General features: G+C 70.5%; 22 protein-coding genes. 13 read left to right on the forward strand and 9 right to left on the reverse strand.

Annotation, left to right across the window (positions count from 1 at the left end; translation table 11 throughout):
* Positions 1-91: 91 nt before the first annotated feature.
* From ACLQ2T_RS09360 to ACLQ2T_RS09370, 3 genes are all read right to left on the reverse strand, one after another.
* Positions 92-1,339: a phosphatidylserine decarboxylase gene (locus tag ACLQ2T_RS09360; protein WP_425765605.1), complete on the reverse strand. Its 1,248-nt coding sequence runs from the start codon at positions 1,337-1,339 to the stop codon at positions 92-94.
* A gap of 184 nt (positions 1,340-1,523) precedes the next feature.
* Positions 1,524-1,913, reverse strand: coding sequence for a hypothetical protein (locus ACLQ2T_RS09365; protein ID WP_425765606.1), 390 nt, complete (start codon positions 1,911-1,913; stop codon positions 1,524-1,526).
* Positions 1,910-3,730 (reverse strand): PspC domain-containing protein, encoded by a 1,821-nt coding sequence (locus ACLQ2T_RS09370; protein ID WP_425765607.1) that lies wholly within the window; start codon positions 3,728-3,730, stop codon positions 1,910-1,912. The genes ACLQ2T_RS09365 and ACLQ2T_RS09370 overlap by 4 nt, the downstream gene beginning before the upstream one ends.
* 192 nt (positions 3,731-3,922) lie before the next feature.
* On the opposite strand from ACLQ2T_RS09370, the gene ACLQ2T_RS09375 reads away from it, so the two are divergent.
* From ACLQ2T_RS09375 to ACLQ2T_RS09405, 7 genes are all read left to right on the forward strand, one after another.
* Positions 3,923-5,161, forward strand: a complete 1,239-nt coding sequence (locus tag ACLQ2T_RS09375) for a PspC domain-containing protein (RefSeq protein WP_425765911.1) — start codon at positions 3,923-3,925, stop codon at positions 5,159-5,161.
* On the forward strand, positions 5,161-5,847 hold the full coding sequence (locus tag ACLQ2T_RS09380; protein WP_425765608.1) for a response regulator: 687 nt from the start codon (positions 5,161-5,163) through the stop codon (positions 5,845-5,847). Before ACLQ2T_RS09375 ends, ACLQ2T_RS09380 begins: the two co-directional genes overlap by 1 nt.
* Positions 5,848-6,210: 363 nt before the next feature.
* Positions 6,211-7,842 carry a peptide ABC transporter substrate-binding protein gene (locus tag ACLQ2T_RS09385; RefSeq protein WP_425765609.1) on the forward strand — a complete coding sequence of 544 codons (1,632 nt, stop codon included), beginning with the start codon at positions 6,211-6,213 and terminating at the stop codon, positions 7,840-7,842.
* Between the two features lie 106 nt (positions 7,843-7,948).
* The gene (locus ACLQ2T_RS09390) at positions 7,949-8,959 is read left to right on the forward strand and encodes an ABC transporter permease (RefSeq protein ID WP_425765610.1); all 1,011 of its coding nucleotides are present in this window, start codon (positions 7,949-7,951) and stop codon (positions 8,957-8,959) included.
* 71 nt (positions 8,960-9,030) lie between these two features.
* Positions 9,031-9,975, forward strand: coding sequence for an ABC transporter permease (locus ACLQ2T_RS09395; RefSeq protein ID WP_425765611.1), 945 nt, complete (start codon positions 9,031-9,033; stop codon positions 9,973-9,975).
* Between the two features lie 3 nt (positions 9,976-9,978).
* Positions 9,979-11,016 (forward strand): ABC transporter ATP-binding protein, encoded by a 1,038-nt coding sequence (locus ACLQ2T_RS09400; protein ID WP_425765612.1) that lies wholly within the window; start codon positions 9,979-9,981, stop codon positions 11,014-11,016.
* Positions 11,009-12,019, forward strand: coding sequence for an ABC transporter ATP-binding protein (locus ACLQ2T_RS09405; RefSeq protein ID WP_425765613.1), 1,011 nt, complete (start codon positions 11,009-11,011; stop codon positions 12,017-12,019). The genes ACLQ2T_RS09400 and ACLQ2T_RS09405 overlap by 8 nt, the downstream gene beginning before the upstream one ends.
* A 197-nt stretch (positions 12,020-12,216) precedes the next feature.
* Here ACLQ2T_RS09405 and ACLQ2T_RS09410 read toward each other — a convergent pair whose 3' ends face one another.
* Positions 12,217-12,576: a chorismate mutase gene (locus tag ACLQ2T_RS09410; protein WP_425765614.1), complete on the reverse strand. Its 360-nt coding sequence runs from the start codon at positions 12,574-12,576 to the stop codon at positions 12,217-12,219.
* Between the two features lie 302 nt (positions 12,577-12,878).
* Here ACLQ2T_RS09410 and pcrA point away from each other — a divergent pair, with 302 nt between their 5' ends.
* Entirely contained in the window at positions 12,879-15,263 is a 2,385-nt protein-coding gene (pcrA, locus tag ACLQ2T_RS09415; RefSeq protein WP_425765615.1) for a DNA helicase PcrA, read from the forward strand.
* Positions 15,264-15,491: 228 nt separating this feature from the next.
* Positions 15,492-17,147 carry an ATP-binding cassette domain-containing protein gene (locus ACLQ2T_RS09420; protein WP_425765616.1) on the forward strand — a complete coding sequence of 552 codons (1,656 nt, stop codon included), beginning with the start codon at positions 15,492-15,494 and terminating at the stop codon, positions 17,145-17,147.
* Positions 17,148-17,151: 4 nt separating this feature from the next.
* On the opposite strand, the gene ACLQ2T_RS09425 is transcribed toward ACLQ2T_RS09420, so the two are convergent.
* Positions 17,152-17,940, reverse strand: coding sequence for a M23 family metallopeptidase (locus ACLQ2T_RS09425; RefSeq protein WP_425765617.1), 789 nt, complete (start codon positions 17,938-17,940; stop codon positions 17,152-17,154).
* Between the two features lie 276 nt (positions 17,941-18,216).
* Positions 18,217-18,930 (reverse strand): M23 family metallopeptidase, encoded by a 714-nt coding sequence (locus ACLQ2T_RS09430; RefSeq protein ID WP_327024121.1) that lies wholly within the window; start codon positions 18,928-18,930, stop codon positions 18,217-18,219.
* 448 nt (positions 18,931-19,378) lie between these two features.
* Here ACLQ2T_RS09430 and ACLQ2T_RS09435 point away from each other — a divergent pair, with 448 nt between their 5' ends.
* From ACLQ2T_RS09435 to sucD, 3 genes are all read left to right on the forward strand, one after another.
* On the forward strand, positions 19,379-19,783 hold the full coding sequence (locus tag ACLQ2T_RS09435; protein ID WP_425765618.1) for a cobalamin B12-binding domain-containing protein: 405 nt from the start codon (positions 19,379-19,381) through the stop codon (positions 19,781-19,783).
* A gap of 517 nt (positions 19,784-20,300) precedes the next feature.
* Complete coding sequence (sucC, locus tag ACLQ2T_RS09440) at positions 20,301-21,479, forward strand: ADP-forming succinate--CoA ligase subunit beta (RefSeq protein ID WP_425765619.1); 1,179 nt, start codon at positions 20,301-20,303, stop codon at positions 21,477-21,479.
* Positions 21,480-21,481: 2 nt separating this feature from the next.
* Positions 21,482-22,369, forward strand: coding sequence for a succinate--CoA ligase subunit alpha (gene sucD, locus ACLQ2T_RS09445; RefSeq protein WP_425765620.1), 888 nt, complete (start codon positions 21,482-21,484; stop codon positions 22,367-22,369).
* Positions 22,370-22,415: 46 nt separating this feature from the next.
* On the opposite strand, the gene ACLQ2T_RS09450 is transcribed toward sucD, so the two are convergent.
* Complete coding sequence (locus ACLQ2T_RS09450; protein ID WP_425765621.1) at positions 22,416-22,679, reverse strand: DUF4190 domain-containing protein; 264 nt, start codon at positions 22,677-22,679, stop codon at positions 22,416-22,418.
* A gap of 156 nt (positions 22,680-22,835) precedes the next feature.
* Here ACLQ2T_RS09450 and ACLQ2T_RS09455 point away from each other — a divergent pair, with 156 nt between their 5' ends.
* Positions 22,836-24,128: a DUF6350 family protein gene (locus tag ACLQ2T_RS09455; protein WP_425765622.1), complete on the forward strand. Its 1,293-nt coding sequence runs from the start codon at positions 22,836-22,838 to the stop codon at positions 24,126-24,128.
* A 53-nt stretch (positions 24,129-24,181) separates the two neighbouring features.
* Here ACLQ2T_RS09455 and ACLQ2T_RS09460 read toward each other — a convergent pair whose 3' ends face one another.
* Positions 24,182-24,784 (reverse strand): ABC transporter permease, encoded by a 603-nt coding sequence (locus ACLQ2T_RS09460; RefSeq protein WP_425765623.1) that lies wholly within the window; start codon positions 24,782-24,784, stop codon positions 24,182-24,184.
* Positions 24,785-24,887: 103 nt separating this feature from the next.
* Entirely contained in the window at positions 24,888-25,853 is a 966-nt protein-coding gene (locus tag ACLQ2T_RS09465) for an NAD-dependent epimerase/dehydratase family protein (RefSeq protein WP_425765624.1), read from the reverse strand.
* Positions 25,854-25,856: the final 3 nt, after the last annotated feature.

Below are 25,856 nucleotides of genomic sequence, written 5' to 3' on the forward strand. Positions count from 1 at the left end.
GTGCTCTGGCTGCACCAGCGTCGCACCATCTGATCTCCGTACCGACGAAAAGGGCGCCGCGGTCGACCGCGGCGCCCTTTCTCGGCCTCGATCAGCGCCAGCGGGCGATGACGGTGGCCCCGCCGACCACCTTGTCGCCGGGCCCGACCACCGGGTCCGCGGCCTCTACCGGCAGGTAGACGTCCGTGCGGGAGCCGAATCGGATCAGCCCGAACCGCTCGCCCCGCGCCAGCAGGGTGCCCACCGGCGCCCGCTGCACGATCCGCCGGGCGATCAGGCCGGTCCGCTGCGCCACCACGACCGTGCCGTGTGCGGTGTCCAGCACGGTGTACGCGGCCACGTTGTGCTCCGCGTCCGGCTTCATCGCGTTGACGAAGCCCCCGTCGGCGACGAAGTAGTCGACCACCTTGCCGGCCACCGGGGAGCGGTTGACGTGCACGTCGAGCACCGACAGGAAGACCGCGATCCGCAGGAACTCGCTGTCGCCGAAGCGTTCGTCGTGCAGTCGCTGCACCGACAGGACCTTGCCGTCGGCCGCGGCCACGATCGCCGAGGGGTCCTCCGGCACCTCCCGCTGCGGGTCCCGGAAGAAGGCGGCCACCGGCGCGGCGGCGAGCGCGGGAACCAGCCACAGCTTGGACTTCGGCCGAGTCAGCCGGGTGACGGCGGCCAGACCGAGGGCGATGCCGGCGGCGGCCACCCCGTTGGAGTCGATGTGCATGCCCCGGGTCAGCGGCACGCTGGACGGGCGGTAGGCGGGGGCGAGACGCTCCGCCGCGGCGGAGTCTGCCGGGGTGAACCGGAGTCGGTAGACCCGTACCGGCTCCGCGTTGCGCAGCACCAGGTCGACCCCGACGCCGTGCAGCGCACCCTGGCGCTCCATCTCGATGGCCGCACCGGCGGTCCGCCCGACCGCGGTCGCCACGCTGAGCACCGCTCCGTCGGCCAGGTACTTGGTCAGGGTCTCGATGGTGGTGCGGGCCTCTTCGGCGGTACCGGACAACGCCTCACCGGCCACCACCACCGCGGCCGGCTCGGCCTCGGCCAGGCTGTCCACCACCCGGACCCGATCGGCGACCCAACGCCCCTGGGCGGTGACATGCTCACGCAGCGCCGCGGGGCTGACCGACTCGGCCGGCACCACGGTGAGGGTGTCGCCAGGCAGCAGGGCTTCAATGGCCGCGGCCAGCACCGCAGACTCCGGCGCCGCACCTACCAGCAGTGCGGCCTTGGGGTCGTTGATCCGGGCTAGCTCGGCGACGAGGGTGCGGGCGGCACGCTCGCCGAGGCGGACCGGGCCGGACCGGCCGGCGGCACGCACGCCGGGAAACTGGGTCATCTGCAACGGGCTCCTGACGGGATAGAGGCGACTGACGCGAGATCACCGCCCGGCGGCGCGATCGGCCCGGCCGCGAGCGGCCCGCGCGAACCGGTGACCCGCGCGGGATGCCCCGCGACGTGGGCCGGCCGGAAGGCGGGAGCACACCGGCCAGCATAGGCGGCGTGGCGCCGCTGCCGCATGGTCAGGCAGTCGGGCCGCGCCGCTGTGGCGTGGGCGGCTCCTCGCCGATCAGATCGAGGGTGCGGTCCTCCCCGGTCAGGAGGGTGCGGTCCTCCTCGGTCAGGTTCAGGGTGTGGTCCTCGTCGCTGCGCAGATCCGGATCGGTCGCCACCTGCGGCCCCCCGTACCCCTCGGCCGCCGGGCCGGGCTGCTCGGGCTGGTCGGCCTGCTTGGTGGAGCGCAGGGCACCCAGCAGACCGAGCAGGCCGATCAGGATCAGCCCGCCGGCCAGGAACCAGCCCACCGGCGGCAGGACGAGGCCGAGCACCTGGGCGAGCAGCCACCACGCGGCGAGCGCCAGGAAGAGCAGCCCGAAGACGAACGACACCAGGTCGGTACGGTGTGCCCTCATCGGGTCACCTCCATGTGTCCGGCGTTGACGTGCAGGTTCAGGCGGAGCTTGCCGCCGCCCGGTCCGTCCGGACCCAGGTCGACGACCTCCCGGCGCTGGTCGTCCCTCGACCAGCCGCGCCGGTCACCGAGGATGTTCGCGTCACCGGCGGTGACCTCGGTCACCGCGGTCACGTCCACGTTCGGGGGCAGCAGCACGGTGGCCTGACCGAAGTTGATGACCACGGTGATCTCGGTCTCCCGCTTGTCGAAATCCACCGCCCGCAGGTCCAGCACCGCGTCGGAGAAGCTCTGCTCGTACCGCAGGGCCAGGTCGTCGTGGCTGGCCGGGGCCCAGACGACCGAGTTGCCGAAACCATCGGCCCGCTCGTACGACTCCGCCACGGTGGCCACCCCCAGGGCGGCTGCGGTCACCAGGCCCAGGGCGATCAGCCAGCGGGCCCGGCCGAACCAGGCGCCCACGAGCAGACCCAGGCCGATCACGGTGAGTGCCGCTGCGAAGTAGGCCGAGGCGCCGATCCGGAAGATGTCCAGCAGATCGAGTACGCCCACCAGACCCAGCGCCACGAAGATCAGCGAGAAGGTCACCGCACCGAGGGCGGAGCGTTCCCGGGGCTTCTTCGGCGGCTTCGGTCTCGGCTGCGGGGGAGGTGGGGCCATGGTCCGCGGCGCGTACGGGCCGTGCGGAGCGAACGGGGGACGGTACGTCGGTGGCGGGGTCACCGTGGGCGAGGTCAGCGGGGTGCTCGCCGTCGACCAGGGCGGCGCGGGGAAGGGATGCACGGCGGGTTCTTCCGGTCGTGGGGTGGGGGGGACCGTCGCGTACTGCGGGTAGGCGGTGGCGGTCTGCGGGTTGCCGGCGTACTGCGGGTAGGCGGGGGTCTGCGGGCTGCCGGCGTACGGCGGCGGGTAGGGGCTCGGGGTGGGGTGGCTGACCGGTGGGGCGGGGGCCGGTGGTGGACCGGGTGGGGTGGTCGCGGGGCCCGGTTCGGGCTGCCGCTGCTGTTGCTGACGGTTGAGCAGCAACGCCCCACCGACCAGGATGGCCGCGCCGAGCAGCACCGCGCGGAAGGCGTCCGTGACGATGTAGCCGAAGGCCACCGCGACCAGGATGCTGAGCACGATCACGGTGACCGGGGACATGCTCGATCTGCCCCGGCCCAGCATCGACTCGACCGGGGAGGCGGTGTCGCCCTCGCCCGGGATGATCAACCAGGCGGTGACGTAGACCAGGATTCCGATGCCACCGAAGAAGCCGAGCACCGCCAGCAGCACCCGCCAGAGCACCGGATCGGTGTTGGTGGCCCGGCCGATGGCCGCGCAGACCCCGGCCAGGTACCGGCCGTCGCTGGGGCGGACCAGCCCGTACCGGGAGGTGAAGCCGGCCCCCCCGAAGGGTCCGCCGGCACCCCCTGCGGGCGGGGGCCCGCTGGCGGTCGGGCCGCCGCCGGGCGGGGGAGCGCCCCAGCCGCCACCCGGAGGCGGGACGGCGGTGGGACCGCCCCGGCCGCCACCGGGAGGTGGGACGGCGGTGGGGTCGTGCGGGGTGCCGGTCCAGCCGGCGCCGGGAGGTGGGACGGCGGTCGAGTCGTACGGTGGCGGGCTGGTCGGCCCGGGCCCGGCGGAGGGTGCGGGCGAAAGGGGTGCGGTCGGTGCCCCGGCGGCCGTGGTGGGCAACGGGTGGGTGCCCGGCGCTGCCGTGTCGTCCCCGGCCGAGCCCGGCGATGCGGGCGCGGCCGATGATGCCGACGGGATCGGCGAGGTCGCCTCGGCTTCCGTCGGCTCCGGTCGGTGCGGCTGCGCAGGGTCGTCGGTCATGTCTCGATCCTGCGACGCCGGAGGCCCGAGTGACCTCAGGAGGCGACCCTGACCCCACCCTGAGATCCGACGCCACCCAATCTCCGGGGCCTCCCCGTGGTCGGCCGGCTGCCCTGCATGTGACGATCAACCTGGGCCGGAGCCCGACCGCATCCGGCGAAGATCCTGCCCAGGGAGCCCGTGATCAGTGCCGTGAGTCAGCCACCCCGCCTCTACCGCGCCCCGGAGAACCGGATGGCCGCCGGGGTGGCCGCCGGCATCGCCGAGCACCTCGGGGTGCCGGTGCTGCGGGTCCGGATCGCCTTCATGGTGCTGCTCGGGTTCAGCGGTCTCGGTCTGCTGCTGTACGCCGCCTTCTGGGCGGTCGTCCCGCTACGCCCCGGCGACACCGCGGCACCACCCCGTCGAGACATCGCCCAACTGTTGCCGTTCGTGGCGATCGGGCTCGGGGTCCTGCTGATCCAGGTGATGGTCTTCGACTCGGTGGGCGCGGCCGGTACGGCGGGCTGGCTGGTAGCGATCATCGCGGTCGGCGCCGGAGTGATCTGGCACCAGTCCGGGCCGGAGCGGCGGCGCCAGTGGGGCGACTCGATGCCGGTGCCGTGGCTCAGCGCGGTGGTGGAGGAGAGCGACCGGCGAGCCTTCGTGCTGCGCTTCGTCGGCGGCGGGGTGCTGGTAGCGGTCGGCATCATCGGGGTCGCCGCGGTGTACTCCCCGGCGCAGAACATGGACGCGGTGATCAACGGGGTCATCTTCGCGCTGGTCGGGCTGGCCGGGGTGGGGGTGGTGGCCGCCCCGGTGCTCTGGCGGACCTGGAACCAGCTCCGGTCGGAGCGGGAGGGGCGCATCCGTGAGCAGGAGCGGGCCGAGTTGGCGGCCATGGTGCACGACCAGGTGCTGCACACCCTGGCGTTGATCCAGCGCAACGCCAGTGACGTCAAGATGGTGCAGCGCCTGGCCCGGGGCCAGGAGCGCTCCCTGCGTAACTGGCTCTACAAGCCCACCGGATCACCGACGGAGCGGTTCGCGGCCGCCCTGGAGCAGGCGGCGGCCGAGGTCGAGGACACCTTCGCGATCACCGTGGAGGCGGTGGTGGTCGGCGACCGGGAGACCGACGAGCGGGTCGGCGCGCTGGTCGCCGCCGCCCGCGAGGCCCTGGTGAACGCCGCCCGGCACGCCGGGGTGCAGACCGTCTCGCTGTACGCCGAGGTCGAACCCGACCAGGTCAGTGTCTTCATCCGGGACCGGGGTGCCGGGTTCGATCCGGATACCGTGGAGGATCACCGACACGGGGTCCGAGGTTCCATCATCGGACGGATGAAGCGGCACGGCGGCCGGGCGGAGATCCGCTCCCGGCCTGGGGAGGGGACCGAGGTCCGGCTGATCTTGCCGATCGCCCGGGAGTCGGCCACTGCGGAGAGGGGCAGATGATGGCTGAGCAGTCGAGGCAACCGGCTGAGGCGGCCGAGGCCCGCCCTGAGCGGCTGCGGGTGTTCCTGGTCGACGACCACGCGATGTTCCGGGCGGGCGTACGCGCCGAGTTGGGAGCGCACGTGGAGGTGGTCGGCGAGGCGAGCACGGTGGCCGAGGCGGTCAGCCGGATCGCCGCCACCGGACCCGATGTCGTGCTGCTGGACGTACACATGCCCGACGGTGGGGGCCGGGCGGTGCTGGAGGCGATGCGGCGCAGCCATCCCGAGGTGCGTTTCCTGGCCCTGAGCGTCTCCGACGCCGCCGAGGACGTGATCGGGCTGATCCGGGCCGGTGCCCGGGGTTACGTCACCAAGACCATCTCCCCGGACGAGCTGGCCGCGGCGATCCGCCGGGTGGCCGACGGGGACGCGGTGTTCAGCCCTCGGCTGGCCGGCTTCGTGCTGGACGCCTTCGCCGCCCGCCCGGACGCCCCGGTCGCGGACCCCGAACTGGACCAGCTGACCAACCGCGAGCGCGAGGTGCTGCGGCTGCTGGCCCGGGGGTACGCGTACAAGGAGATCGCCCGGGAGCTCTACATCTCGATCAAGACGGTGGAGACCCATGTCTCCAACGTGTTGCGCAAGCTCCAGATGTCCAACCGGTACGAGTTGTCCCGGTGGGCGGCGGACCGTCGACTGGTCTAACCGATCGTCGGGGCCGGCGGATCAATCACCCGGATGATCAACCTGCCTGCACGTCTGGAACTCGACTCCTACTTTTGGGTAGGATCCTGCCACGAGTGGCTGGATTCACGTTCTGATTTCTCGCCGTCACAGAGATCATCAACGTCCCCCTGCCAATCGGCCGATCGGGCGCGAAAAGCCGTTGACGGGCAGGTCATACCATGCATGTGGGGTGACGCGAACTCGCCTCCAGGCGGATGTCGGCACCGTCCCGGGCGGGTATCGGCTTGATAACACGCCTTCCGGCTTGGGTGCATTTGGTGTCACAGTGGCAGGCACCTCACAACCCCCTCGTGAGCCCGAGCGCCCTGAGGAGGCACTCCCATGCGCGGGAAATTCCTGAAGGTGGCGGTCGCGGCGACCGCCACCGCCATGTTGGCTACCGCCTGCGGCGGCAGTAGCGACAACGACAACGACAACGCCGGCTCGACCGGCGGCACGTTGCGCGTCTACAACGCGGAGCCGGCGTTCCTGACGCCCTCCGGTGGTGACGACGAACCGTCGCTGTACGTGATCCGTTCGCTTTTCCGTGGTCTGGTGAAGTACAACGCCCAGAGCTCCGCGGTCGAGATGGACCTGGCCGAGTCGGTCGAGTCGGACGACCAGAAGCTCTGGACGATCAAGATCAAGAGCGGCTACACCTTCGACAACGGCGAGGCGGTCAACGCCGACGCCTTCATCCGTTCCTGGAACTTCGCGGCCTACAGCCCGAACGCCCAGAACAACGGTTACTTCATGAAGCGCATCGCCGGGATCAAGGACGTCCAGTCCACCGACCCGGACGGCGACGGCCCGCAGAAGGCCCCGGAGCCGAAGGCCAAGGAGCTCTCCGGCCTCAAGAAGGTCGACGACCTGACCTTCACCGTCGAGCTGGAGGCTCCGTTCTCCGGCTTCCCGACCACCATCGGCTACCCGGGCTTCTTCCCGATGGCCGAGGCGTGCGTCGCCGACATCGCGGCCTGCAACGAGAAGCCGATCGGTAACGGCCCGTACAAGATGGACGGCAACTGGCAGCACAACGTTGCGATCAACGTGGTTCGCAGCGACACCTGGAAGGGTGAGCCCGGCAAGCCGGACCGCATCGAGTACCGCATCTTCGCCGACGTCGACGCCGGTTACGCCGCCTTCCAGGCCGGCGAGCTGGACGTGATGTACACCGTGCCGCCGGCCCGCTACAAGGAGGCCAAGGCCACCTACAGCGACCGGATGTACGAGCAGCCGGGTGACAGCTTCACCTACGTCGGTATGCCGCTGTACCAGGACAACTTCAAGGACAAGCGGATCCGTCAGGCGCTCTCGCTGTCGATCGACCGCCAGTCGATCATCGACGCCGTCTTCGACGGCCGGTTCACCCCGGCCACCGGCTTCGTCGCCCCGACCTTCGAGGGTGCCCGCGCCGACGTCTGCAAGTACTGCAAGAAGGACGTCGAGAAGGCCAAGCAGCTGCTCGCCGAGGCCGGCGGCTGGCCGGCCGGTGAGAAGCTGATCCTGTGGGCCAACGCCGGTGCCGGTCACGACCAGTGGCTGCAGGCCGTCGGTGACCAGATCAAGGACGCCCTGGGCATCGACTACGAGCTGAAGGTCAACCTGCAGTTCGCCGAGTACCTCGAGACCGCGGACCAGAAGAAGTTCACCGGTGGATTCCGGCTCGGCTGGGGCCCGGACTACCCGTTCATGGAGACCTTCCTCTACCCGCTCTACGGCACGGGCTCGGGCAGCAACAACTCGACCTACAGCAACCCCGAGTTCGACGCCGCGATGAAGGAGGGTGACTCGGCCGACTCGATCCAGGCCGCGATCCCGTCCTACCAGAAGGCGGAGGACCTGGTCGGTGAGGACCTGCCGGTCATCCCGATGTGGTTCAACAAGGTTGGTGCCCTCTACAGCGAGAAGGTCGACCAGTTCGTCTGGAACGCCGTTTCGGACGCGGACTACGCAGCGACCTCTCTGAAGTAGACCTGAGCTTCAGGCTCCTGACCCAGCCGTAATACGACGTGGCGGTAACGGTCACCTCACCAGGGTGATCGTTACCGCCACGTCAGCGCCGAGAGGAGACCCCGAGATGGGGCGCTACGTCATTCGACGGTTGCTCCAGTTCATTCCCACCGTGCTGGGCACCATGTTCCTGCTCCACTACATGACTTCGCTGGCGATCCAGTTCAGTGGGAACCCGGTCCGGGCGATCTTCGGTGACCGGACCCCGCCGCCCGCGCTGTTGCAGGCGATCACCGAGCGACTCGGCTACGGTGACCCATGCCTCGACCAGAAGGGCAACCCCTGTTTCGGGCTCTTCCTGGATCGGCTCCAGAACATCTTCCTCCACTTCGACTTCGGCATCAACCTGCGTCAACGTCCGGTGACGGAGTTGGTGGCCGACGCCATCCCGTTCACCCTCAAGCTGCTGGTGATCGCGATCGTCTTCGAGGCGGTCGTGGGTATCGCCGCCGGTGTGCTGGCCGGTCTGCGCGGCGGCAGCTTCCTCGACTACATGGTCAAGATCAGCACGGTCTTCATCATCTCGGTGCCGATCTTCGTGCTCGGCGTGGTGGTGCGGGAGTTCGTCGGGGTCAAGTTCGGTAACGTCCTACGGGGCCAGGACTGGGTTCCTGACCTGATCTCGGTCGGGGTGTTCACCCCTGGATTCAAGCCCGACTATCCGTTCGCCAGCTTGATCATTCCCGGCATGGTCCTCGGTGCGGTCTCACTGGCCACCACGGCTCGGCTGACCCGGACCAGCATCATGGAGAACATCCGGGCCGACTACGTCCGGACCGCCAAGGCCAAGGGCCTGACGAACAAGCGGGTCATCGGCGTGCACACGCTGCGCAACTCGCTGATTCCGGTGATCACCTTCCTCGGTGTCGACATCGGTGCGGCGATGGCCGGTGCGGTGGTCACGGAAACGATCTTCAACGTTCCCGGTATCGGTCGACTGGTGACCCTCTCCGCCCGTACCGGCGAATCGTCCGTCGTGGTCGGCGTGGTGACCATGCTCGTCCTGGTCGTCCTGGTCGCCAACCTGCTGGTCGACCTCCTGTACGCCGTGCTCGACCCGAGGATCCGCTATGAGTGACCGAACCGTGGTGACGATGCGGTCCGCTGGGCATCAGACCGCCTCCGGCTGGAGCGAAACGAGGTGTGGACATGAGTGACCTGACGAGTGCGGGTGCGGCCGTCGGTGGCGCGCCGGTCGGGGGTGACGGCCCGACGACGGAGGCCACGACCGGCGGCAGCGGCAAGGAGCGCAGCGCCAGCCTGTGGGCGGATGCCCGGCGGCAGCTGGTCCGCGATCCGGTCTTCGTGATCGCCTCCCTCTACATCCTCGCGGTCGGCTCGATGGCCGCCTTCCCGTGGCTCTGGACCAGCCAGGACCCGCGTAACTGCAGCACCGACCGGTCTCGGATCTCGCCGAGCTGGGAGCACCCCTTCGGGTACGACATCCTGGGTTGCGACTACTACTCACACGCCATCTACGGCGCCCGGCCCTCGATGGTGATCGCGGTGATGGCGACCTCCGCCATCGTGATCGTCGGCGGCCTGCTCGGCCTGCTGGCCGGCTACTACGGCGGCTGGGTCGACGCGATCATCTCCCGCGTGATGGACATGTTCTTCTCGCTGCCGTTCCTGCTCGGCGCGATCGTGTTCCTGACCGTGATCAAGCGGCAGAACATCTGGACCATCACGATGGTGTTGTTCCTGCTGGCCTGGCCGACCATCGCCCGGATCATCCGGGGCAGCGTGATCTCCGCGAAGGATCTGGACTACGTGCACGCGGCGAAGGCCGTGGGTGCCCGCAACTCGCGGCTGATGTTCCGACACATCCTGCCCAACGCGATCGCCCCGATGCTGGTGTACGCCACCATCGTGCTCGGCTCCTTCGTCGCCGCGGAGGCCACGCTGACCTTCCTCGGCGTCGGGCTCCAGCCGCCGGCCCAGTCGTGGGGCATCATGATCTCGGTCCACCAGGTCTACTTCCTGGAGGATCCGTGGCTGCTGCTCTTCCCCTGCGGCCTGCTGATCGGCACGGTGCTGTCCTTCATCCTCATGGGTGACGCCCTGCGTGACGCCCTCGACCCGAAGTTCCGGTGAGGCATGAGCACTGACGTGAACGTGAAGTTGGACGCGCTGCCGGGCCTGGACCCGAACGCGCTGCCACTGGAGGTCAAGAACCTTCAGGTGGAGTTCCGTACCCGTAACGGCATCGCCCACGCGGTCAACGGGGTGAGCTTCGACGTGCGGGCCGGCGAGACCCGGGCGATCCTCGGCGAGTCGGGCTGCGGCAAGAGCGTGACCGCTCAGGCGATCATGGGCATCCTGGACAGCCCGCCCGGGTTCGTCACCGGTGGAGAGATCCTTTACCGGGGTGTCGACCTGCTCAAGCTGCCCGAGGCGCAGCGCCGTCGGGTCCGGGCCAACCGGATCGCGATGATCTTCCAGGACGCCCTCTCCGCGCTGAACCCGGTCTTCACGGTCGGGTTCCAGTTGGCCGAGATGTTCCGCAAGCACCGGGGCATGTCCCGCCAGGCCGCCAAGGCCCGCGCCGTCGAGCTGCTCGACCTGGTCAGGATCCCGGCGGCGAAGCAGCGGGTGAACGACTACCCGCACCAGTTCTCCGGGGGTATGCGGCAGCGCGTGATGATCGCGATGGCGCTGGCGCTCGACCCCGAGATCCTGATCGCCGACGAGCCGACCACCGCGCTGGACGTGACCGTCCAGGCCCAGATCATGGCCCTGCTGGCCGAGCTCCAGCAGGAGCGGAACATGGCCCTGGTGCTGATCACCCACGACATGGGCGTGGTCGCCGACGTGGCGGACCGCATCTCGGTCATGTACGCCGGTCGGGTCATCGAGGAAGCCGGGGTGGACGACATCTACGCCAGCCCGGCCCACCCCTACACCAAGGGTCTGTTGGAGTCGATCCCGCGCCTGGACCTCAAGGGTCAGGAACTCAGCGCCATCAAGGGGCTGCCCCCGGCGCTGACCAACATCCCGCCGGGCTGCGCCTTCAACCCCCGTTGCCGGTACGCACAGGACGTCTGCCGCCAGAACCCGGGGCCGCCGCTGTATCAGGTGACGCCGAGCCGCACCTCGGCCTGCCACTTCTGGAAGGAGGTCAAGGGCGATGAGTGACTTCGTGCTGGAGACCCGCGACCTGGTGAAGCACTTCCCGCTGACCCAGGGGATCGTCTTCAAGAAGCAGATCGGCGCGGTGCGGGCGGTCGACGGCGTCAACCTGCAACTGCGCCGGGGGGAGACCCTCGGTGTCGTCGGCGAGTCCGGCTGCGGCAAGTCGACCCTGGCCCGGATGCTTGTCGGTTTGGAGGCGCCGACCTCCGGTGACCTGTTCGTGCAGGGCCGCAACATGGCCAAGGTCGGTGCCGAGGAGCGGCGGCGGGGCCGGCGCAACATCCAGCTGGTGATGCAGGATCCGTACACCTCGCTGAACCCCCGGATGACCGTCGGCGACATCATCGGCGAGCCGTTCGAGGTCCACCCGGACGTGGTGCCCAAGGGTCAGCGGCGGGGCAAGGTACAGGATCTGCTGGAGCTGGTCGGTCTCAACCCCGACCACATCAACCGGTACCCGCACCAGTTCTCCGGTGGCCAGCGGCAGCGCATCGGCATCGCCCGGGCCCTGGCGCTCAACCCGGAGATCATCCTCTGTGACGAGCCGGTGTCGGCGCTGGACGTCTCCATCCAGGCACAGGTGATCAACCTGCTGGAGAAGCTCCAGAACGAGCTGGGTCTGTCGTACATCTTCATCGCCCACGACCTGTCCGTGGTCCGGCACATCGCCGACCGGGTCGCGGTGATGTACCTCGGCAAGATCGTCGAGATCGGCACCGAGGACGAGATCTACGAGACGCCGACGCATCCGTACACCCAGGCGCTGCTGTCGGCGGTGCCGGTGCCGGACCCGAAGCTGCGCGGCCAGCGGGACCAGATCGTGCTGACCGGCGACGTGCCCTCGCCGGCCAACCCGCCGTCGGGTTGCCGGTTCCGGACCCGCTGCTGGAAGGCTCAGGACATCTGCGCCGAGCAGGAGCCGCTGCTGGAGATCCGGGACAAGTCCGGTCACCCGAGCGCCTGCCACTTCGCCGAGGTACGCGACGTGGTGCACGCTACGGAGTAGCCGCATAGACGCCGCCGGCTCTGATCATCCGTATGGGACCGGCGGTAAAGGTAGTGCCTCCTCAGTGATCCGGGGCGTCGGCCGTCACCAACGGCCGGCGTCCCGGATTCCTGTCTCGGGCGCAACTGCCCCACCAGGCGGGCGGGTCAGAGCTGCCCGACAGGCGACCGGTCGGAGCTGCCTGCCGGGCGGCCAGGTCAGAGTGGTCCCCGGCCGGCGCGTAGGAGCAGCAGGGCGAGCTGGGTGCCGTCGGCGCCGAGGGCGCTGTTGAAGCGCTCCAGGATCTCCTGCTCGCGGGAGAGCACCAGCCGGGTTCCACCGGAGGCCAGTCGGGTGGCCCCCACCTCGCGGGACAGGGCGGACCGTTCCCGCCACAGCTCGATGAGGGTACGGTCGATCTCGTCGATCCGGGTCCGGATCTCGGCGATCCGGGCGGCGGCCATCGGCTCCGTGGTTCCGGTGCCCGGCTTCACCGAGCCCGTTGCATCGGCACCGCCGGTGCGCTCGGGTACGTCGGCGCCGGCCGGGACGCCACTCTGCTCCATCACGTCTGACATCTTCGGGTACCTCTCAAGATCTGGTGCCCGCTACCCGAATCCCGGGACGATGAAAGCCCCGGGCTCCGTGAGCCCGGGGCTTTCGTAGGTCTGATTGATCAGGCGCGACCCACGGCTGCCGGACTCCCGGTGCCGTAGTAAAAAAAGTGGCGGCGCTGATCGAACACGTCGTCGAGTATGCCTCCCCGGGCCGGGGGGATGCAAGAAAACGACCGGCGCAGCCTGCGAGGATGCGGTTGACCGGGGCCCATCCTTCACCGCAGGGCGGGGGTGTCCGGGGGTCGGCATAGACTCGCTCTGCGATGCATCCTCTCTTCGACATCCCCGTGTCCCCGCCGGAGCAACCGCCGCGCCGGGCCGCGCCGAGCGGCCTCGACCCGTTGCAACTCGTGGCCGACCTCAACGGTCCGCAACGGGAGGCGGTGACCCACGCCGGGTCGCCGCTGCTGATCGTCGCCGGTGCCGGTTCGGGCAAGACCCGGGTGCTCACCCACCGGATCGCCTACCTGCTGGCCGCGCGGGAGGTGCACCCCGGCGAGATCATCGCGATCACCTTCACCAACAAGGCCGCCGGTGAGATGAAGGAGCGGGTGGCCGCCCTGGTCGGGCCGCGCGCCCGCCTGATGTGGGTCTCCACCTTCCACTCGGCCTGTGTACGGATTCTGCGCGCCGAGCACGAGCACGCCGGCCTGAAGTCGACCTTCTCGATCTACGACGCCGACGACTCCCGTCGGCTGATGCAGATGGTCGCCCGGGAGTTGGATCTCGATCCCAAGCGTTACCCCGCCCGGGGGTTGGCCGCCCAGGTCTCCAACCTGAAGAACGAGCTGGTCGATCCGGAGACCTTCGCCGCCCGTGCCTCCGGGCCCAACGAGCGGGCGCTGGCCGAGGCGTACACCCTCTATCAGCGGCGGCTGCGGGAGGCGCACGCCCTGGACTTCGACGATCTGATCATGACGACGGTGCACCTGCTCCAGTCGCATCCGCATGTCGCCGAGAGCTACCGGCGTCGGTTCCGGCACGTCCTGGTCGACGAGTACCAGGACACCAACCACGCGCAGTACGTGCTGATCAAGGAGTTGGTCTCCGGCACCGAGGGGCTGGAACCGGCCGAGCTGTGCGTGGTCGGTGACGCCGACCAGTCGATCTATGCCTTCCGGGGCGCGACCATCCGCAACATCCTGGAGTTCGAGCGCGACTTCGCCGACGCCCGCACCATCCTGCTGGAGCAGAACTACCGCTCCACCCAGACCATCCTGAACGCCGCGAACGCGGTGATCGACCGCAACACCTCCCGCAAACCCAAGCGGCTGTGGAGCGATGCCGGCCACGGCGAGCCGATCGTGGCGTATGTCGCCGACACCGAGCACGCCGAGGCCGACTGGGTGGCCCGGGAGATCGACCGGCTGGTCGACGCCGACGAGGCCCGGCCGGGTGACGTGGCGGTCTTCTACCGCACCAACGCCCAGTCCCGGGTCTTCGAGGAGGTGTTCATCCGGGTCGGCCTGCCGTACAAGGTCGTCGGCGGGGTGCGCTTCTACGAGCGCAAGGAGGTCCGGGACGCCCTGGCCTACCTGCGCGCGGTGGTCAACGACGACGACACCGTCAACCTGCGCCGCATCCTCAACACCCCGCGCCGGGGCATCGGCGAGCGCGCCGAGGCGTGTGTGGAGGCGCTGGCCGCCCGCGACCGGATCTCCTTCGGTGCGGCCCTGCGTCGGGCCAAGGAGGCCCCGGGTATCTCCAGCCGGGCGGCCAACGGCATCGCCGACTTCGTGGCCCTGCTCGACTCCGCCCGGGAGTCGGCCGTCGAGGGCACCCCGGAGGAGGTGCTGGAGGCGGTGCTGACCCGCTCGGGTTACCTGACCGAGTTGGAGGAGAGCCTCGACCCGCAGGACGCCGGGCGGGTGGACAACCTTCAGGAACTCGTCAGCGTGGCCCGCGAGTACACCGAACGGATCGAGGCGACCGGCGAGGAGGGGGAGCGGGCCACCCTGGCCGGCTTCCTGGAGCAGGTGGCGCTGGTCGCCGACGCCGACCAGATACCGGCCGACGATCCGGACCACCAGGGGGTGGTCACCCTGATGACCCTGCACACCGCCAAGGGCCTGGAGTTCCCGGTGGTCTTCCTCACCGGTCTGGAGGACGGGGTCTTCCCGCACCTGCGCTCCCTCGGCGACACCCGGGAGCTGGAGGAGGAGCGTCGGCTGGCGTACGTCGGCATCACCCGGGCCCGGCAGCGGCTCTACCTCTCCCGGGCGGTGACCCGGTCGGCCTGGGGGCAGCCCTCCTACAACCCCCCGTCCCGGTTCGTCGAGGAGTTGCCCCCGGAACTGGTCCGCTGGGAGCGGACCGAAGGGACGTACACCTCCTGGGGTGGCGGTGGCGGCGGGGTGGGTGGCCGCTCCGAGCGCACCCCCGGCGGGCGTGGCACCTTCACCGGGGGCACCCCCCGGGCGGTGCAGTTGGCCCGCAAGCTCGGTGTGGACGGCAGCCGCCTGGCCACCGCCAGCGACCTGCCGCAGGGGCCGAAGGTCGCCGCCGGGGACCGGGTCAACCACCAGCGGTACGGGTTGGGGCGGGTGGTCACCGTGGAGGGGCACGGCCCCGGTGCCCGGGCCCAGATCGACTTCGGTGACCAGACCCTCTGGTTGGTGCTGCGGCACGCCCCCATCGACAAGCTCTGAGGTCCCGCCCTCGTTGATCAACGAGGGCAACGGGAGAAGGCCGCTCGCGGTACCCTCGCAGCATGTATTCGTGCGCCGTCTCGATGAAGCCCTGGTTCCGCCGCTGACGGCGGCAGGGTCTACCGGCTTTCTCTGAGCAAGCTCTGCTCCGCCGTCCTGGGTGTTCCTGCCGGGCGGCGTGATCGTGCTGCCCGGCTCCACGACGAGCCGAAGAGCAGACAAATGATCATGAGCGAGTTGCATTCCGCCGGCCGACTGCCGGCAGGCCACCGGGCGCACGTACGGGCGGACGGCGTTCGGGTGGTGCGGGGTGGTCGGGTAGTGCTGTCCGAGGTCAGCGTGACCGTCTCGGCCCGTTCCCGGCTGGCCATCGTCGGTGAGAACGGCCGGGGCAAGACCACCTTGCTGCACGTACTGGCCGGGGTGATCACACCCGAGCAGGGCACGGTGGACCGGGCCGGCACCATCGGCCTGGCCGAGCAGGGGCTCCCGGCGTACGACGGCGAGACGGTGGGCACCCTGGTCGGGGCCGCCACCCGGGAGTCCCGCCGCGCCCTGCGGGCCCTGGACCGGGCGGCGACAGCCCTGACCGAGGGGGTCAGGGGCGCGGACGACGCCTACGCCGCCGCCCTCGACGCGGCCACCCGGCTGGACGCCTGGGACGCGGAGCGTCGGGTCGACATGGCCCTGGCCGGGCTGGACGCCTGCACCGACCGGCAGCGCCCGCTGTCGACCCTGTCGGTGGGTCAGCGCTACCGGGTTCGGTTGGCCTGCCTGCTGGGGGCCCGCTACGACCTGCTGATGCTGGACGAGCCGACGAACCACCTCGACGCCGCCAGCCTGACATTCCTCACCGGTCGGCTGCGCGACCATCCCGGCGGGGTGGTGGTCGTGACGCACGACCGGGCCCTGCTGCGCGATGTGGCCACGGAGTTCCTGGACCTGGACCCCAGCGAGGACGGACGACCGCGGCTGTCCGCCGGCGGGTACGCCGGTTGGCAGGAGGGGCGGCGCCGGGAACGCGACCGCTGGGAGCGGGACTACGAGGCCCAGCAGGTCGAGCATCAGCGGCTGGCCGACGCGGTGACCGAGGCGCAGCTTCGGCTGAGCACCGGTTGGCGCCCGGAGAAGGGACACGGCAAACATCAGCGCCAGTCCCGGGCCCCCGGGGTCGTCCAGGCGCTGCGGCGCCGCCAGGAGGACCTCGCCGCCCACCGACTCACCGTGCCGGAGCCGCCCCTGCGGCTGCGCTGGCCCGATCTCGGCATCCGAGGTCGGTCACCCGTCCTGCGCTGCACGGAGGTCACCGTGACCGGGCGGCTGCGTACCCCGGTCACCCTGAGCCTCGACGGCGCCGACCGGCTGTTGCTGACCGGCCCCAACGGGGCGGGCAAGTCCACCCTGCTGGCGGTGCTGGCCAAGGAGCTGACCCCGTCCACCGGCGAGGTGGATCATCTGGCGCGGGCCCGGGTCACCCTGCTCGGGCAGGAGGTGCCGGCCTGGCCGCCGACCCTCCTCGCGCACGAGCTGTACGACCGGCATGTCGGCCACCTCCAGACCCGGGGGCGCCTCGGCGAGCACGAGCGGCTGCCGCTGACCGCCACCCAGTTGCTCGACCGGGAGGCCCTTCGCACCCCGGTCGGGCGGATGTCGCAGGGGCAGCAACGCCGGTTGAACCTCGCGCTGCGGCTGGCCGAACGGCCGGACCTGCTGCTCCTCGACGAGCCCACCAATCACCTGTCCGCCCCGCTCGTCGACGAGTTGACCGCCGCCCTGCGCCAGACCTCGGCGGCGGTCGTCGTCGCCACTCACGACCGGCAGATGCTCGCCGACCTGGCGGACTGGCCCACCCTGTCGTTGGCCGACCCGGTGGAGGTGGTGTGACCGGTCAGCAGGTCACCTCGATGCCGCGGGCCCGCAGGAAGGGTGCCGGGTCGATCTGATTCCACATCTGTCCCTGGTGCACCTCGAAGTGCAGGTGCGGGCCGGTCGAATCGCCGGTGGAGCCCTCCAGGCCGATGGTCTGCCCGGTGCTGACCTTCTCGCCCACGCTCACCCTGGTGGTGCTCAGGTGGGCGTAGTGGGTCAGGTAGCCGTTGCCGTGGTCGATGACGACGGAGATGCCGTAGCCGTCTCCTACGTCACCGGCCTTGGTGACGGTGCCGCCGAAGGCGGCGCGGACCGGGGTGCCGGCCGGCAGGGCGAAGTCGATACCGGCGTGCAGGGTGCCCCAGCGGGGACCGTAGCAGGAGGTGATGGCGGCACCCGCCATCGGAATCACCCAGCCCGAGGCCGTACTCTTGGTCGGCTTCGGCGCGGCCTTGGTGGCCTTGGTGGCCTTGGGGCTGGCCTTGCTGGCCTTGGGGCTGGGCTTCGCGGTGGGGCTGGGCTCCACGGTCGGGCTGCCGCTCGGAGTCGGGCTGCCGAGCGCGCTCGCCTCGACCGGTCCACGGTCCGACCGGTCGGCACGGGCGGCGGCCTCGGCTCGGGCCTGTGCGTCGAGGGAGACCGGGCTCGGCGTGGGCTGGTCGTCGTGGGTCGTCACGGCGACGCCGCCGAGACCGACCAGCGCTACCGCGCCGATGACCAGGCTGCGGTTGCGCCAGCCGACCGGACGCCGGTGTCGGGCCGGAGCGTCGGGGATCTTCCGGTACGGGGTGGGGTTGTCGTCCTGCACGGGCGGACCTCACTGGATCGAAGTGGCACGTGACCTCGAAATCCTGGTGTCGTTTCGCCTGGCCAGGGGTACCGGGGGTTGGCGGGCCGGTACGGCAGCGCCCTCCCGCTGTCCGGGTCTGTCCGCTGCCGGGGCCGACTGACCGGGTCCGTCACGCAGAGTCAATGTGGCATCAGCCACAGTCGCTACTGTGGGCTGAGACACTTTCCGGTCGTACCGGCAAAAGAAAACCGCCCGGATCGACTGATCCGGGCGGTCAACGGGCCTTACTGATGGTCAGGAGTCGGCTACGTCGCTGTAAATTGCCTCGACTTGCAGCTTGATGTCCACTCCGCGCTCCTGCAGCCACGGCACCGGGTCGAGGGGCGAGCCCTTGACATGGATCTCCAGGTGCAGGTGGGAGCCGTACGAGTGGCCGGTGTTGCCGACCAGGCCGAGCTGGTCACCGGCCTTGACCTGCTGACCCTCCCGGACACTGAGTGCCGAGGAGTGGCCGTAGATCGCCTCGCTGCCGTCGGCGTGCTGGACGATCACGGCGTAGCCGTAGCCGCCGAACCAGCCTGCCTTGGTGACCTTGCCCTCGTGGATCGCCACGTAGGGGGTGCCTTCCGGTGCGACCAGGTCGATGCCGGTGTGCAGCTTGCCCCAGCGCATGCCGTACGGGGAGTTGAAGTCGTAGCCCTGTAGGGGGAGCAGCCAGACACCGGAGTCGGCGACGATCTCCGAAGCGCCCCGGCCGTCCCGGGAGGCGCGATCCGCGGCGTCGGCACGATCCGCCGCACCCTGGCTGCTGATCGACGCCTGCTTCAGCTCATCCAGCACCGAGGGGTTGACGCTCTTGGCGTCCGGCAGGGCACCGGCGCCCAGGGCCACCACACCGGCGCCGACGAAGGCGGTGGTGACGACTGCCGCGTAGCGGCTGCGTGGGGGGGTGGGTACTCGGCGGCGGCCGCGATATCGATCGGGCTCAGACGACAGGCGCTGGCGCACGCATACCCTCCGTTGTCGGGGTTCCGATGCGGCCCGGCCCACACCCGGACCGAGATCCCGGTGGTGGCTGGTGCCGCGTCGTCACCCGTCCGTAGACCTGATGACAACCGTGGACACGGTAGCCAACCGTCAGGCGAGCCACAAGCCGGAGCGCCGAAATCACCGCTCCATTCTGTCCCTTTCCGTCCACCATTGTCAGGTCTTTGGGTCTTCCTTGGCTGTCCCGGTCATCATCCTTTCGTAGCGCACTGTGACCGTTCGGCTGAGTCGTCCTGCTTGACGGCTCAGGTGCCCGTAGTGAAGTTCCGGAGTGTGAAAAGGCCCCGCGATTCGCGTCGGGGGTCGGCGGCCGCTGTGCGATCTCTCTCGCCCCGGTTTCCCGGGCCAGGCTGTGCGGGTTACCGTTCGTTCAGGTGATTGCCGCTATGCCGGTGAAAGGGATGCGCAGATGAGCTCTCGTGTTCGGGTCGTCGTCGCCAAGCCAGGCTTGGATGGTCACGACCGTGGCGCAAAGGTGGTGGCCCGGGCATTGCGGGACGCCGGCATGGAGGTCATCTACACCGGCCTGCACCAGACCCCGGAACAGATCGTGGAGACCGCTATCCAGGAGGACGCGGACGCGGTGGGTCTGTCGGTGCTCTCCGGGGCGCACATGACCCTGTTCCGGCGGGTGCTCGAACTGCTCGACGAGCGCGACGCCCGGGACATCGTGGTCTTCGGGGGCGGCATCATTCCCGACGCCGACCTTCCCGAACTGGAGCAGCTCGGCGTCGCCAAGATCTTCACCCCGGGCGCGACCACCCAGTCCATCGTGGAGTGGGTGCGGGCGAACGTAGCCCAGCCGGTGGCCTGAGGCCCGGGGTCGACCGGCCGGTACGCCGGGACCGGGTTTCGACCGGCCGGTCGGCCGGGACCGAGGCCAGGCGGAGGTTCGACGGGCAGAGTGAGGGGCCGGACGCACCCCTCACACGTCCGGCCCCTCTATGCACGATGCCCCGCCGCCACCCCTCGACCGACAGGGCATCGGCCGCTTTCCTGTCCTCGCGCCTTCCAGCGCTCCGACATCAGACTCAACGAGGCCTGTCCGGTGGGGTTACGCACCAGCAGCGAGATCCCTCGGCGGAGCGGCCAGATCGCTCGATCGGGTGACCTGCCGCCGGGCCGTCGCGCCGCCGTGGTGCGGGACTTCGGGCAGGCTGTGGATTACGGCACACCGCGCACCCGCTCGGTTGCCCCTCGTGCCGTCCTCGCTAGGCTGCGCCCAATGGCCTGCTTCAACTTCCACTGATGTCAGGCATCGCACTGTTTTCTTTCCATACGCTGGTGGCGGCGCGACGGTGCGCCGCAGAGACGGGACGGGACGCGCAATCGTGGACCTGTACGAATACCAGGGGCGGGACCTGTTCGAGCGGCACGGTCTGCCCGTGCTCGCCGGCGGCGTCGCAACGACCCCAGAGGAGGCCCGCGCGATCGCCGAACGCCTCGGCGGCCGGGTGGTCGTCAAGGCACAGGTGAAGGTCGGCGGCCGAGGCAAGGCCGGCGGCGTCAAGCTGGCCGAGGGCGCGGAGGAGACGGTGGCTCGGGCCACCGACATCCTCGGCATGGACATCAAGGGTCACACGGTCCACAAGGTCATGATCACGGTGACCGCCGACGTGGCCGAGGAGTACTACTTCTCATACCTGCTCGACCGGGCGAACCGTACCTTCCTCTGCATCGCCAGCGTCGCCGGCGGCATGGACATCGAGCAGGTCGCGGCCGACACCCCGGACAAGGTCGTCAAGGCTCCGATCGACGCGGTCAAGGGCGTGGACGAGGCCAAGGCGCGGGAGATCGTCGAGGCGGCCGGCTTCCCGGCCGAGGTCGCCGACCAGGTCGTCGAGACCGCGGTGGGCCTGTGGCAGGCCTTCGTGGCCGAGGACGCCACCCTGGTCGAGGTGAACCCCCTGGCCAAGACCAAGGACGGCAAGCTGCTGCTGCTGGACGCCAAGGTCTCCCTCGACGAGAACGCCGGCTTCCGGCACCCGGACCACGAGGCCCTGGTCGACCAGGCCACGGTGGACCCGCTGGAGCAGGCCGCCAAGGAGAAGGACCTCAACTACGTCAAGCTCGACGGCGAGGTCGGCATCATCGGCAACGGCGCGGGTCTGGTCATGTCGACCCTCGACGTGGTCGCCTACGCGGGGGAGCGGCACGGCAACGTCAAGCCGGCCAACTTCCTCGACATCGGTGGCGGCGCCAGCGCCGCGGTGATGGCCAACGGTCTGGAGATCGTGCTCTCCGACCCTTCGGTCAAGAGCGTCTTCGTCAACGTCTTCGGCGGCATCACCGCCTGCGACGCGGTGGCCAACGGCATCGTCCAGGCCCTGGACCTGCTCAAGCAGCGTGGCGAGGAAGTCACCAAGCCGCTGATCGTACGACTGGACGGCAACAACGCCGAGGCCGGTCGGGCGATCCTCGACGGCGCGAACAACCCGCTGATCGAGCGGGTCGACACCATGGACGGCGCGGCCGAGCGGGCCGCCGAGCTGGCGGCTGCGGGGGTCTGATCATGGCAATCTGGCTGACCAAGGAATCGAAGGTCATCGTCCAGGGGATGACCGGCTCCGAGGGTTCCAAGCACACCCGACGGATGCTCGCCGCCGGCACGAACGTCGTCGGTGGGGTCAACCCCCGCAAGGCGGGCAGCACTGTCGACTTCGACGGCACCGAACTGCCGGTGTTCGCCAGCGTCGCCGACGCGATGAAGGACACCGGTGCGGACGTCACCGTCATCTTCGTACCGCCGCAGTTCACCAAGGGCGCGGTCATCGAGGCGATCGACGCCGAGATCCCGCTGGCCGTGGTGATCACCGAGGGGGTGCCGGTGCACGACACCGCCGCCTTCTGGGCGTACAACGTCGCAAAGGGGGAGCGGACCCGGATCATCGGGCCGAACTGCCCCGGTATCGCCTCGCCGGGCGCCTCCAACGCCGGCATCATCCCGGCCGACATCACCGGCGCCGGCCGGATCGGCCTGGTCAGCAAGAGCGGCACGCTGACCTACCAGATGATGTACGAGCTGCGCGACATCGGCTTCTCCACCTGCGTCGGCATCGGCGGTGACCCGATCATCGGGACCACCCACATCGACGCCCTGGCCGCCTTCGAGGCGGACCCGGACACCGACGCGATCGTGATGATCGGTGAGATTGGTGGTGACGCCGAGGAGCGGGCGGCCGAGTTCATCAAGGCCAACGTCACCAAGCCGGTGGTCGGCTACATCGCCGGCTTCACCGCGCCTCCCGGCAAGACCATGGGCCACGCCGGTGCGATCATCTCCGGCTCGGCGGGTACCGCCGACGCCAAGAAGGCGGCACTGGAAGCGGTCGGCGTCAAGGTCGGCAAGACGCCGACCGAGACCGCCAAGCTGATGCGGGAGCTCATGTCCGGTCGCTGACCGGACCGCTGAACCGCGCTGAGGGGCTGACCGGTCGGTCGGCCCCTCAGCGGTTCCAGTACGGGTAGTTCCCGGTGGCCTGAAGGATCAGGCTGAGCACGATGTTGAGCACACCCAGGCCGATCGCCACGTAACCCAGCACCGGGGACTGGCGGAAGCGCCGCGCGTCACGGATCGACAGCCAGCCGAAGACGATGCCGAGGATGCCGCAGCAGAGCAGGCCCGTGACGATCCCCAGCACCCCCCAGAGGGTGGTGCGGTCCCGACCGGCCGGCGGTGGGGGCGGGGGCGGCGGATAAGCAGTGGACACAGCTTCCTCCGAACGCTAGTCGCCGCGAGGTCTCACGGCTGCCTGGTGCCGAGGCTAGAGCAGGACCCGCGGTGCCACGCGGAATTGGGCAACTGATGATCCGGGTGGCGTGGTGTCGGACAGCCGACCTCGGCGCGGCATGCCAGAGTAGAACCGATGTCATCCGTCACCCCTGACCAGCCCCGGCGGGCCCACGAAGCCCGGGAGGCCGGCGACCGGCCGCCCGGTCGTGCCGGGCCGCCGCGTCGGGTGCCGTCCCCCCGTGGCCGGACCACCGGTCGCCACCACGCCCCGCTGGTGGTCGCCGCCCTGGTGGCCGCCGGTGGCGCCGCCCTGACCTCCTGGCTGCCGGTGGCCTTCGTGATCTGGTTGTTCCAGCTCAGCGAGGGTGCCGCCAGCCTGCTCGGCGCGGTACGCGCGGGAACGGCAGGGTGGCTGCTGGGGCACGGGGTACCCCTGGACACCGCCACCGGTCCGCTGGGTCTGGTGCCGTTGGCGGTCACCGCCCTGGCCCTGTGGCGGTTGTCCCGAGCCGGGGTGCATGTCACCCGTGCCATCGGCGCCCGGGGCAGCCGGTCACCGGGCCGCACCCTGGTCGCCGCGGTCGCGGTGGGGGTCGCGTACGCCCTGCTGGGGGTGTTGGGGGCCCTGTTGGTCGGGGCCGGCGGCCTGAATGTGTCGTCCGTGCGGGCCGGGCTCACCCTCGGCCTGCTCGGCCTGCTCGCCGCCGGTGTCGGGGCGGCCCGCACCAGTGGGGTCTCCAAACTGCTCGCCGCCCGGACCCCGAGGCCGTTGCGGGAGGGTGCGCAGGCGGGACTGGTGGCCGGGCTGGTACTGCTCGGGGTGGGTGCGGCCGTGGCCGGGCTGGCCGTGGCGACCGGCGGGGGTGACGCGGCTGATCTGATCGGCGCGTACCGCACCGGGGTGGCCGGTCAGGCCGGCATCACCCTCGTGAGCCTGGCCTACGCTCCCAACGCCACCGTCTGGGCGACCAGTTATCTGCTCGGTCCGGGTTTCGCGGTCGGCACGGACACCGCGGTGCGGACCAGCGAGGTGGCCGTCGGGGCGCTGCCGGCCATACCGCTGTTCGCCGGACTGCCCGGCGGGCCGGTCGACGGCTTCTGGTCGGTGTCCATCCTGGCGCTGCCGGCCCTGGTGGGGATGGTCGTCGGCGGGTTGCTCGCCCGCCGGTTGCTCCGCGCGGTCATGGCCCAGCGGGCGACCCTGAGCTGGGGGACCCTGTTCCTGTCGGCCGTGTCGACCGGGCCGGTGACCGGTCTACTGATGGGGGTGGCCGCCCAGGCCTCCCGGGGGCCGCTGGGTGAGGGTCGGCTGGCCGACCTCGGCCCGGTCGGTTGGCAGGTGGCGCTCGCCTCGACCGTGGTCATCGGTGCCGGTGCGGTGCTCGGCGCCGCCGCCGTTCGCTGGCTGGCCCGGGCAGCCGCCTGACGACGGAAGGCAGGGTCGTCGCCACCGCCCTCCACAGGTCCGGCGAGGATCGTTCAGCCGTCGGCCAGACGCCGGGATTCGAGCACGGTGGCGAGGAGGTAGGCACCGCCGCCGGCCAGGGCCAGGATCCAGTACGGCCCGGCTGAGGTCAGGAAGAGGGCGGCGGTGGAGACCAGGGCCAGCCAACTGCCCAGGGCGTAGTGCAGCACGTTGCGGCGGACGGCCCCCTCGGCCAGGTAGATCAGCCCGACGACGAAGGCGGAGCCGGTAGGCCAGAGGATGGTGTGCAGTTCGGGCATGTCGAGGGTGACCGCCAGGCCGGTGATGGCAAAGAAGAGACCGGTGAAGGCGACGGCCCAGGCGGTGCCCAGGAGTTTGCCGGAGAGGACCTCCGCCGGACCGGCGCCACGCTGAGCGCGGGTGGCGGCGCGGGTGGCGGCGACACTGCCGGCCAGGATGCCGATGGCCAGCAGGGTCATGGGCAGCCAGCCGGGCAGGTCGACCATCGGGTCGGGGCCGGCCGAGATCGCGGCGGCGCCGTGTCCGAGCAGGTAGGCCACCGCGAAGCTGGCGTACGGGATCCGGTTGTCGAGCCGGGCGGTGCGGCTGCCGGTGCTCTGGGCGACCGCGGGCGGTACGACGGTGACGGTGGACATGCTGATCAACCTCCGGGGTCTGGGCGGGACGACTGGTGCGGGCTGGCCGGGTGGCGACGCCCGTGGCGCACCGTGGCGCACCGGGGCGGCGGGGTGGCGCCGGTCAGACGGCGCTCGGTCGGGTCTGTCGGCTGGCCTGCACCGCTCCCGGCAGGCCCCTGAGCAGCGCCGCGGTCTCCCGTAGCGCCTCGTCCAGGGGCTGGTGGCGCAGGCCGAAGGTGGCGGTGGCCGCGGTGGAGTCCATGACGAAGGGCCGCTGGAACTGGTACGCCGTGGTCTGGAACTCGCGCAGCATGGCCGACAGCCGCCCGGCGGCCCGGAAGATCGGGTCGGGGATGGTGGTCAGCTTCGGCGCGGGTGCCCCTACCACCTCGGTGAATCGGGTGGCGAGTTCCCGGATCGTCAGGGGTGCCGCGCTGGGTACGTGCCAGGGGCGGTTCCAGGCCCGCTGGTCGGTGGCGGCGGTGACCAGCATCGCCGCCATGTCGTTGATCGAGGTCCAGGTGTGCGGCACGTCCAGCGGGCCGGTCACGAAGGCGCGCCGACCGGCCAGCAGGGGTTTCCCGAGCATGAAGCTGAAGATCGACTGTGCCTGGAGGTAGTCGCTGCCGCGTACCTCGGTGGCGGCGCGAATGCGTCCCGCCTGTGCGGCGGCCAGGGCCTCGCGCCACAGGTCGGCCCGCATCTTCAGCTTGGGGTGGGTGGCGGCCAGCGGGGTCTGTTCGGTCATCGCGCCGGTGACCTCGCCGTACCCGTAGAGGCAGCCGGCGATGATCAGGGCGGCGCCGGAGCGCTCGGCGGCGGTGAGCAGCGCGGCGGCCAGCGGCGGCCAGTCGGTCAGCCAGCGGTGGTAGGCGGGGTTGAGGCAGTTGTAGATCGCGGTGGCCCCCTGGGCCAGGTCGCTGATCCGGTCGGCCTCGGTGGCGTCGGCGGCGATCCGCTCGATCGCCGGATGGTTCGGGCCCCGGCCGGAGCGGCTGACCAGGCGGACCTGCTCACCGCGCTCGGCCAACTGTCGGGCGGTGGTCGAGCCGACCATGCCGGCGCCGACGATCAGGTGTGTGGCCACGGG

Origin of the sequence: Micromonospora sp. DT229 (assembly GCF_049844505.1) — a bacterium.
Taxonomy (GTDB): domain Bacteria; phylum Actinomycetota; class Actinomycetes; order Mycobacteriales; family Micromonosporaceae; genus Micromonospora.

Coding starts and splice junctions, on each gene's coding strand:
- ACLQ2T_RS09360 (WP_425765605.1), bottom strand. CDS start 1,339: ATGACCCAGTTTCCCGGCGTGCGTGCCGCCGGCCGGTCCGGCCCGGTC.
- ACLQ2T_RS09365 (WP_425765606.1), bottom strand. CDS start 1,913: ATGAGGGCACACCGTACCGACCTGGTGTCGTTCGTCTTCGGGCTGCTC.
- ACLQ2T_RS09370 (WP_425765607.1), bottom strand. CDS start 3,730: ATGACCGACGACCCTGCGCAGCCGCACCGACCGGAGCCGACGGAAGCC.
- ACLQ2T_RS09380 (WP_425765608.1), top strand. CDS start 5,161: ATGGCTGAGCAGTCGAGGCAACCGGCTGAGGCGGCCGAGGCCCGCCCT.
- ACLQ2T_RS09385 (WP_425765609.1), top strand. CDS start 6,211: ATGCGCGGGAAATTCCTGAAGGTGGCGGTCGCGGCGACCGCCACCGCC.
- ACLQ2T_RS09390 (WP_425765610.1), top strand. CDS start 7,949: ATGGGGCGCTACGTCATTCGACGGTTGCTCCAGTTCATTCCCACCGTG.
- ACLQ2T_RS09395 (WP_425765611.1), top strand. CDS start 9,031: ATGAGTGACCTGACGAGTGCGGGTGCGGCCGTCGGTGGCGCGCCGGTC.
- ACLQ2T_RS09400 (WP_425765612.1), top strand. CDS start 9,979: ATGAGCACTGACGTGAACGTGAAGTTGGACGCGCTGCCGGGCCTGGAC.
- ACLQ2T_RS09405 (WP_425765613.1), top strand. CDS start 11,009: ATGAGTGACTTCGTGCTGGAGACCCGCGACCTGGTGAAGCACTTCCCG.
- ACLQ2T_RS09410 (WP_425765614.1), bottom strand. CDS start 12,576: ATGTCAGACGTGATGGAGCAGAGTGGCGTCCCGGCCGGCGCCGACGTA.
- pcrA (WP_425765615.1), top strand. CDS start 12,879: ATGCATCCTCTCTTCGACATCCCCGTGTCCCCGCCGGAGCAACCGCCG.
- ACLQ2T_RS09420 (WP_425765616.1), top strand. CDS start 15,492: ATGAGCGAGTTGCATTCCGCCGGCCGACTGCCGGCAGGCCACCGGGCG.
- ACLQ2T_RS09435 (WP_425765618.1), top strand. CDS start 19,379: ATGAGCTCTCGTGTTCGGGTCGTCGTCGCCAAGCCAGGCTTGGATGGT.
- sucD (WP_425765620.1), top strand. CDS start 21,482: ATGGCAATCTGGCTGACCAAGGAATCGAAGGTCATCGTCCAGGGGATG.
- ACLQ2T_RS09455 (WP_425765622.1), top strand. CDS start 22,836: ATGTCATCCGTCACCCCTGACCAGCCCCGGCGGGCCCACGAAGCCCGG.
- ACLQ2T_RS09460 (WP_425765623.1), bottom strand. CDS start 24,784: ATGTCCACCGTCACCGTCGTACCGCCCGCGGTCGCCCAGAGCACCGGC.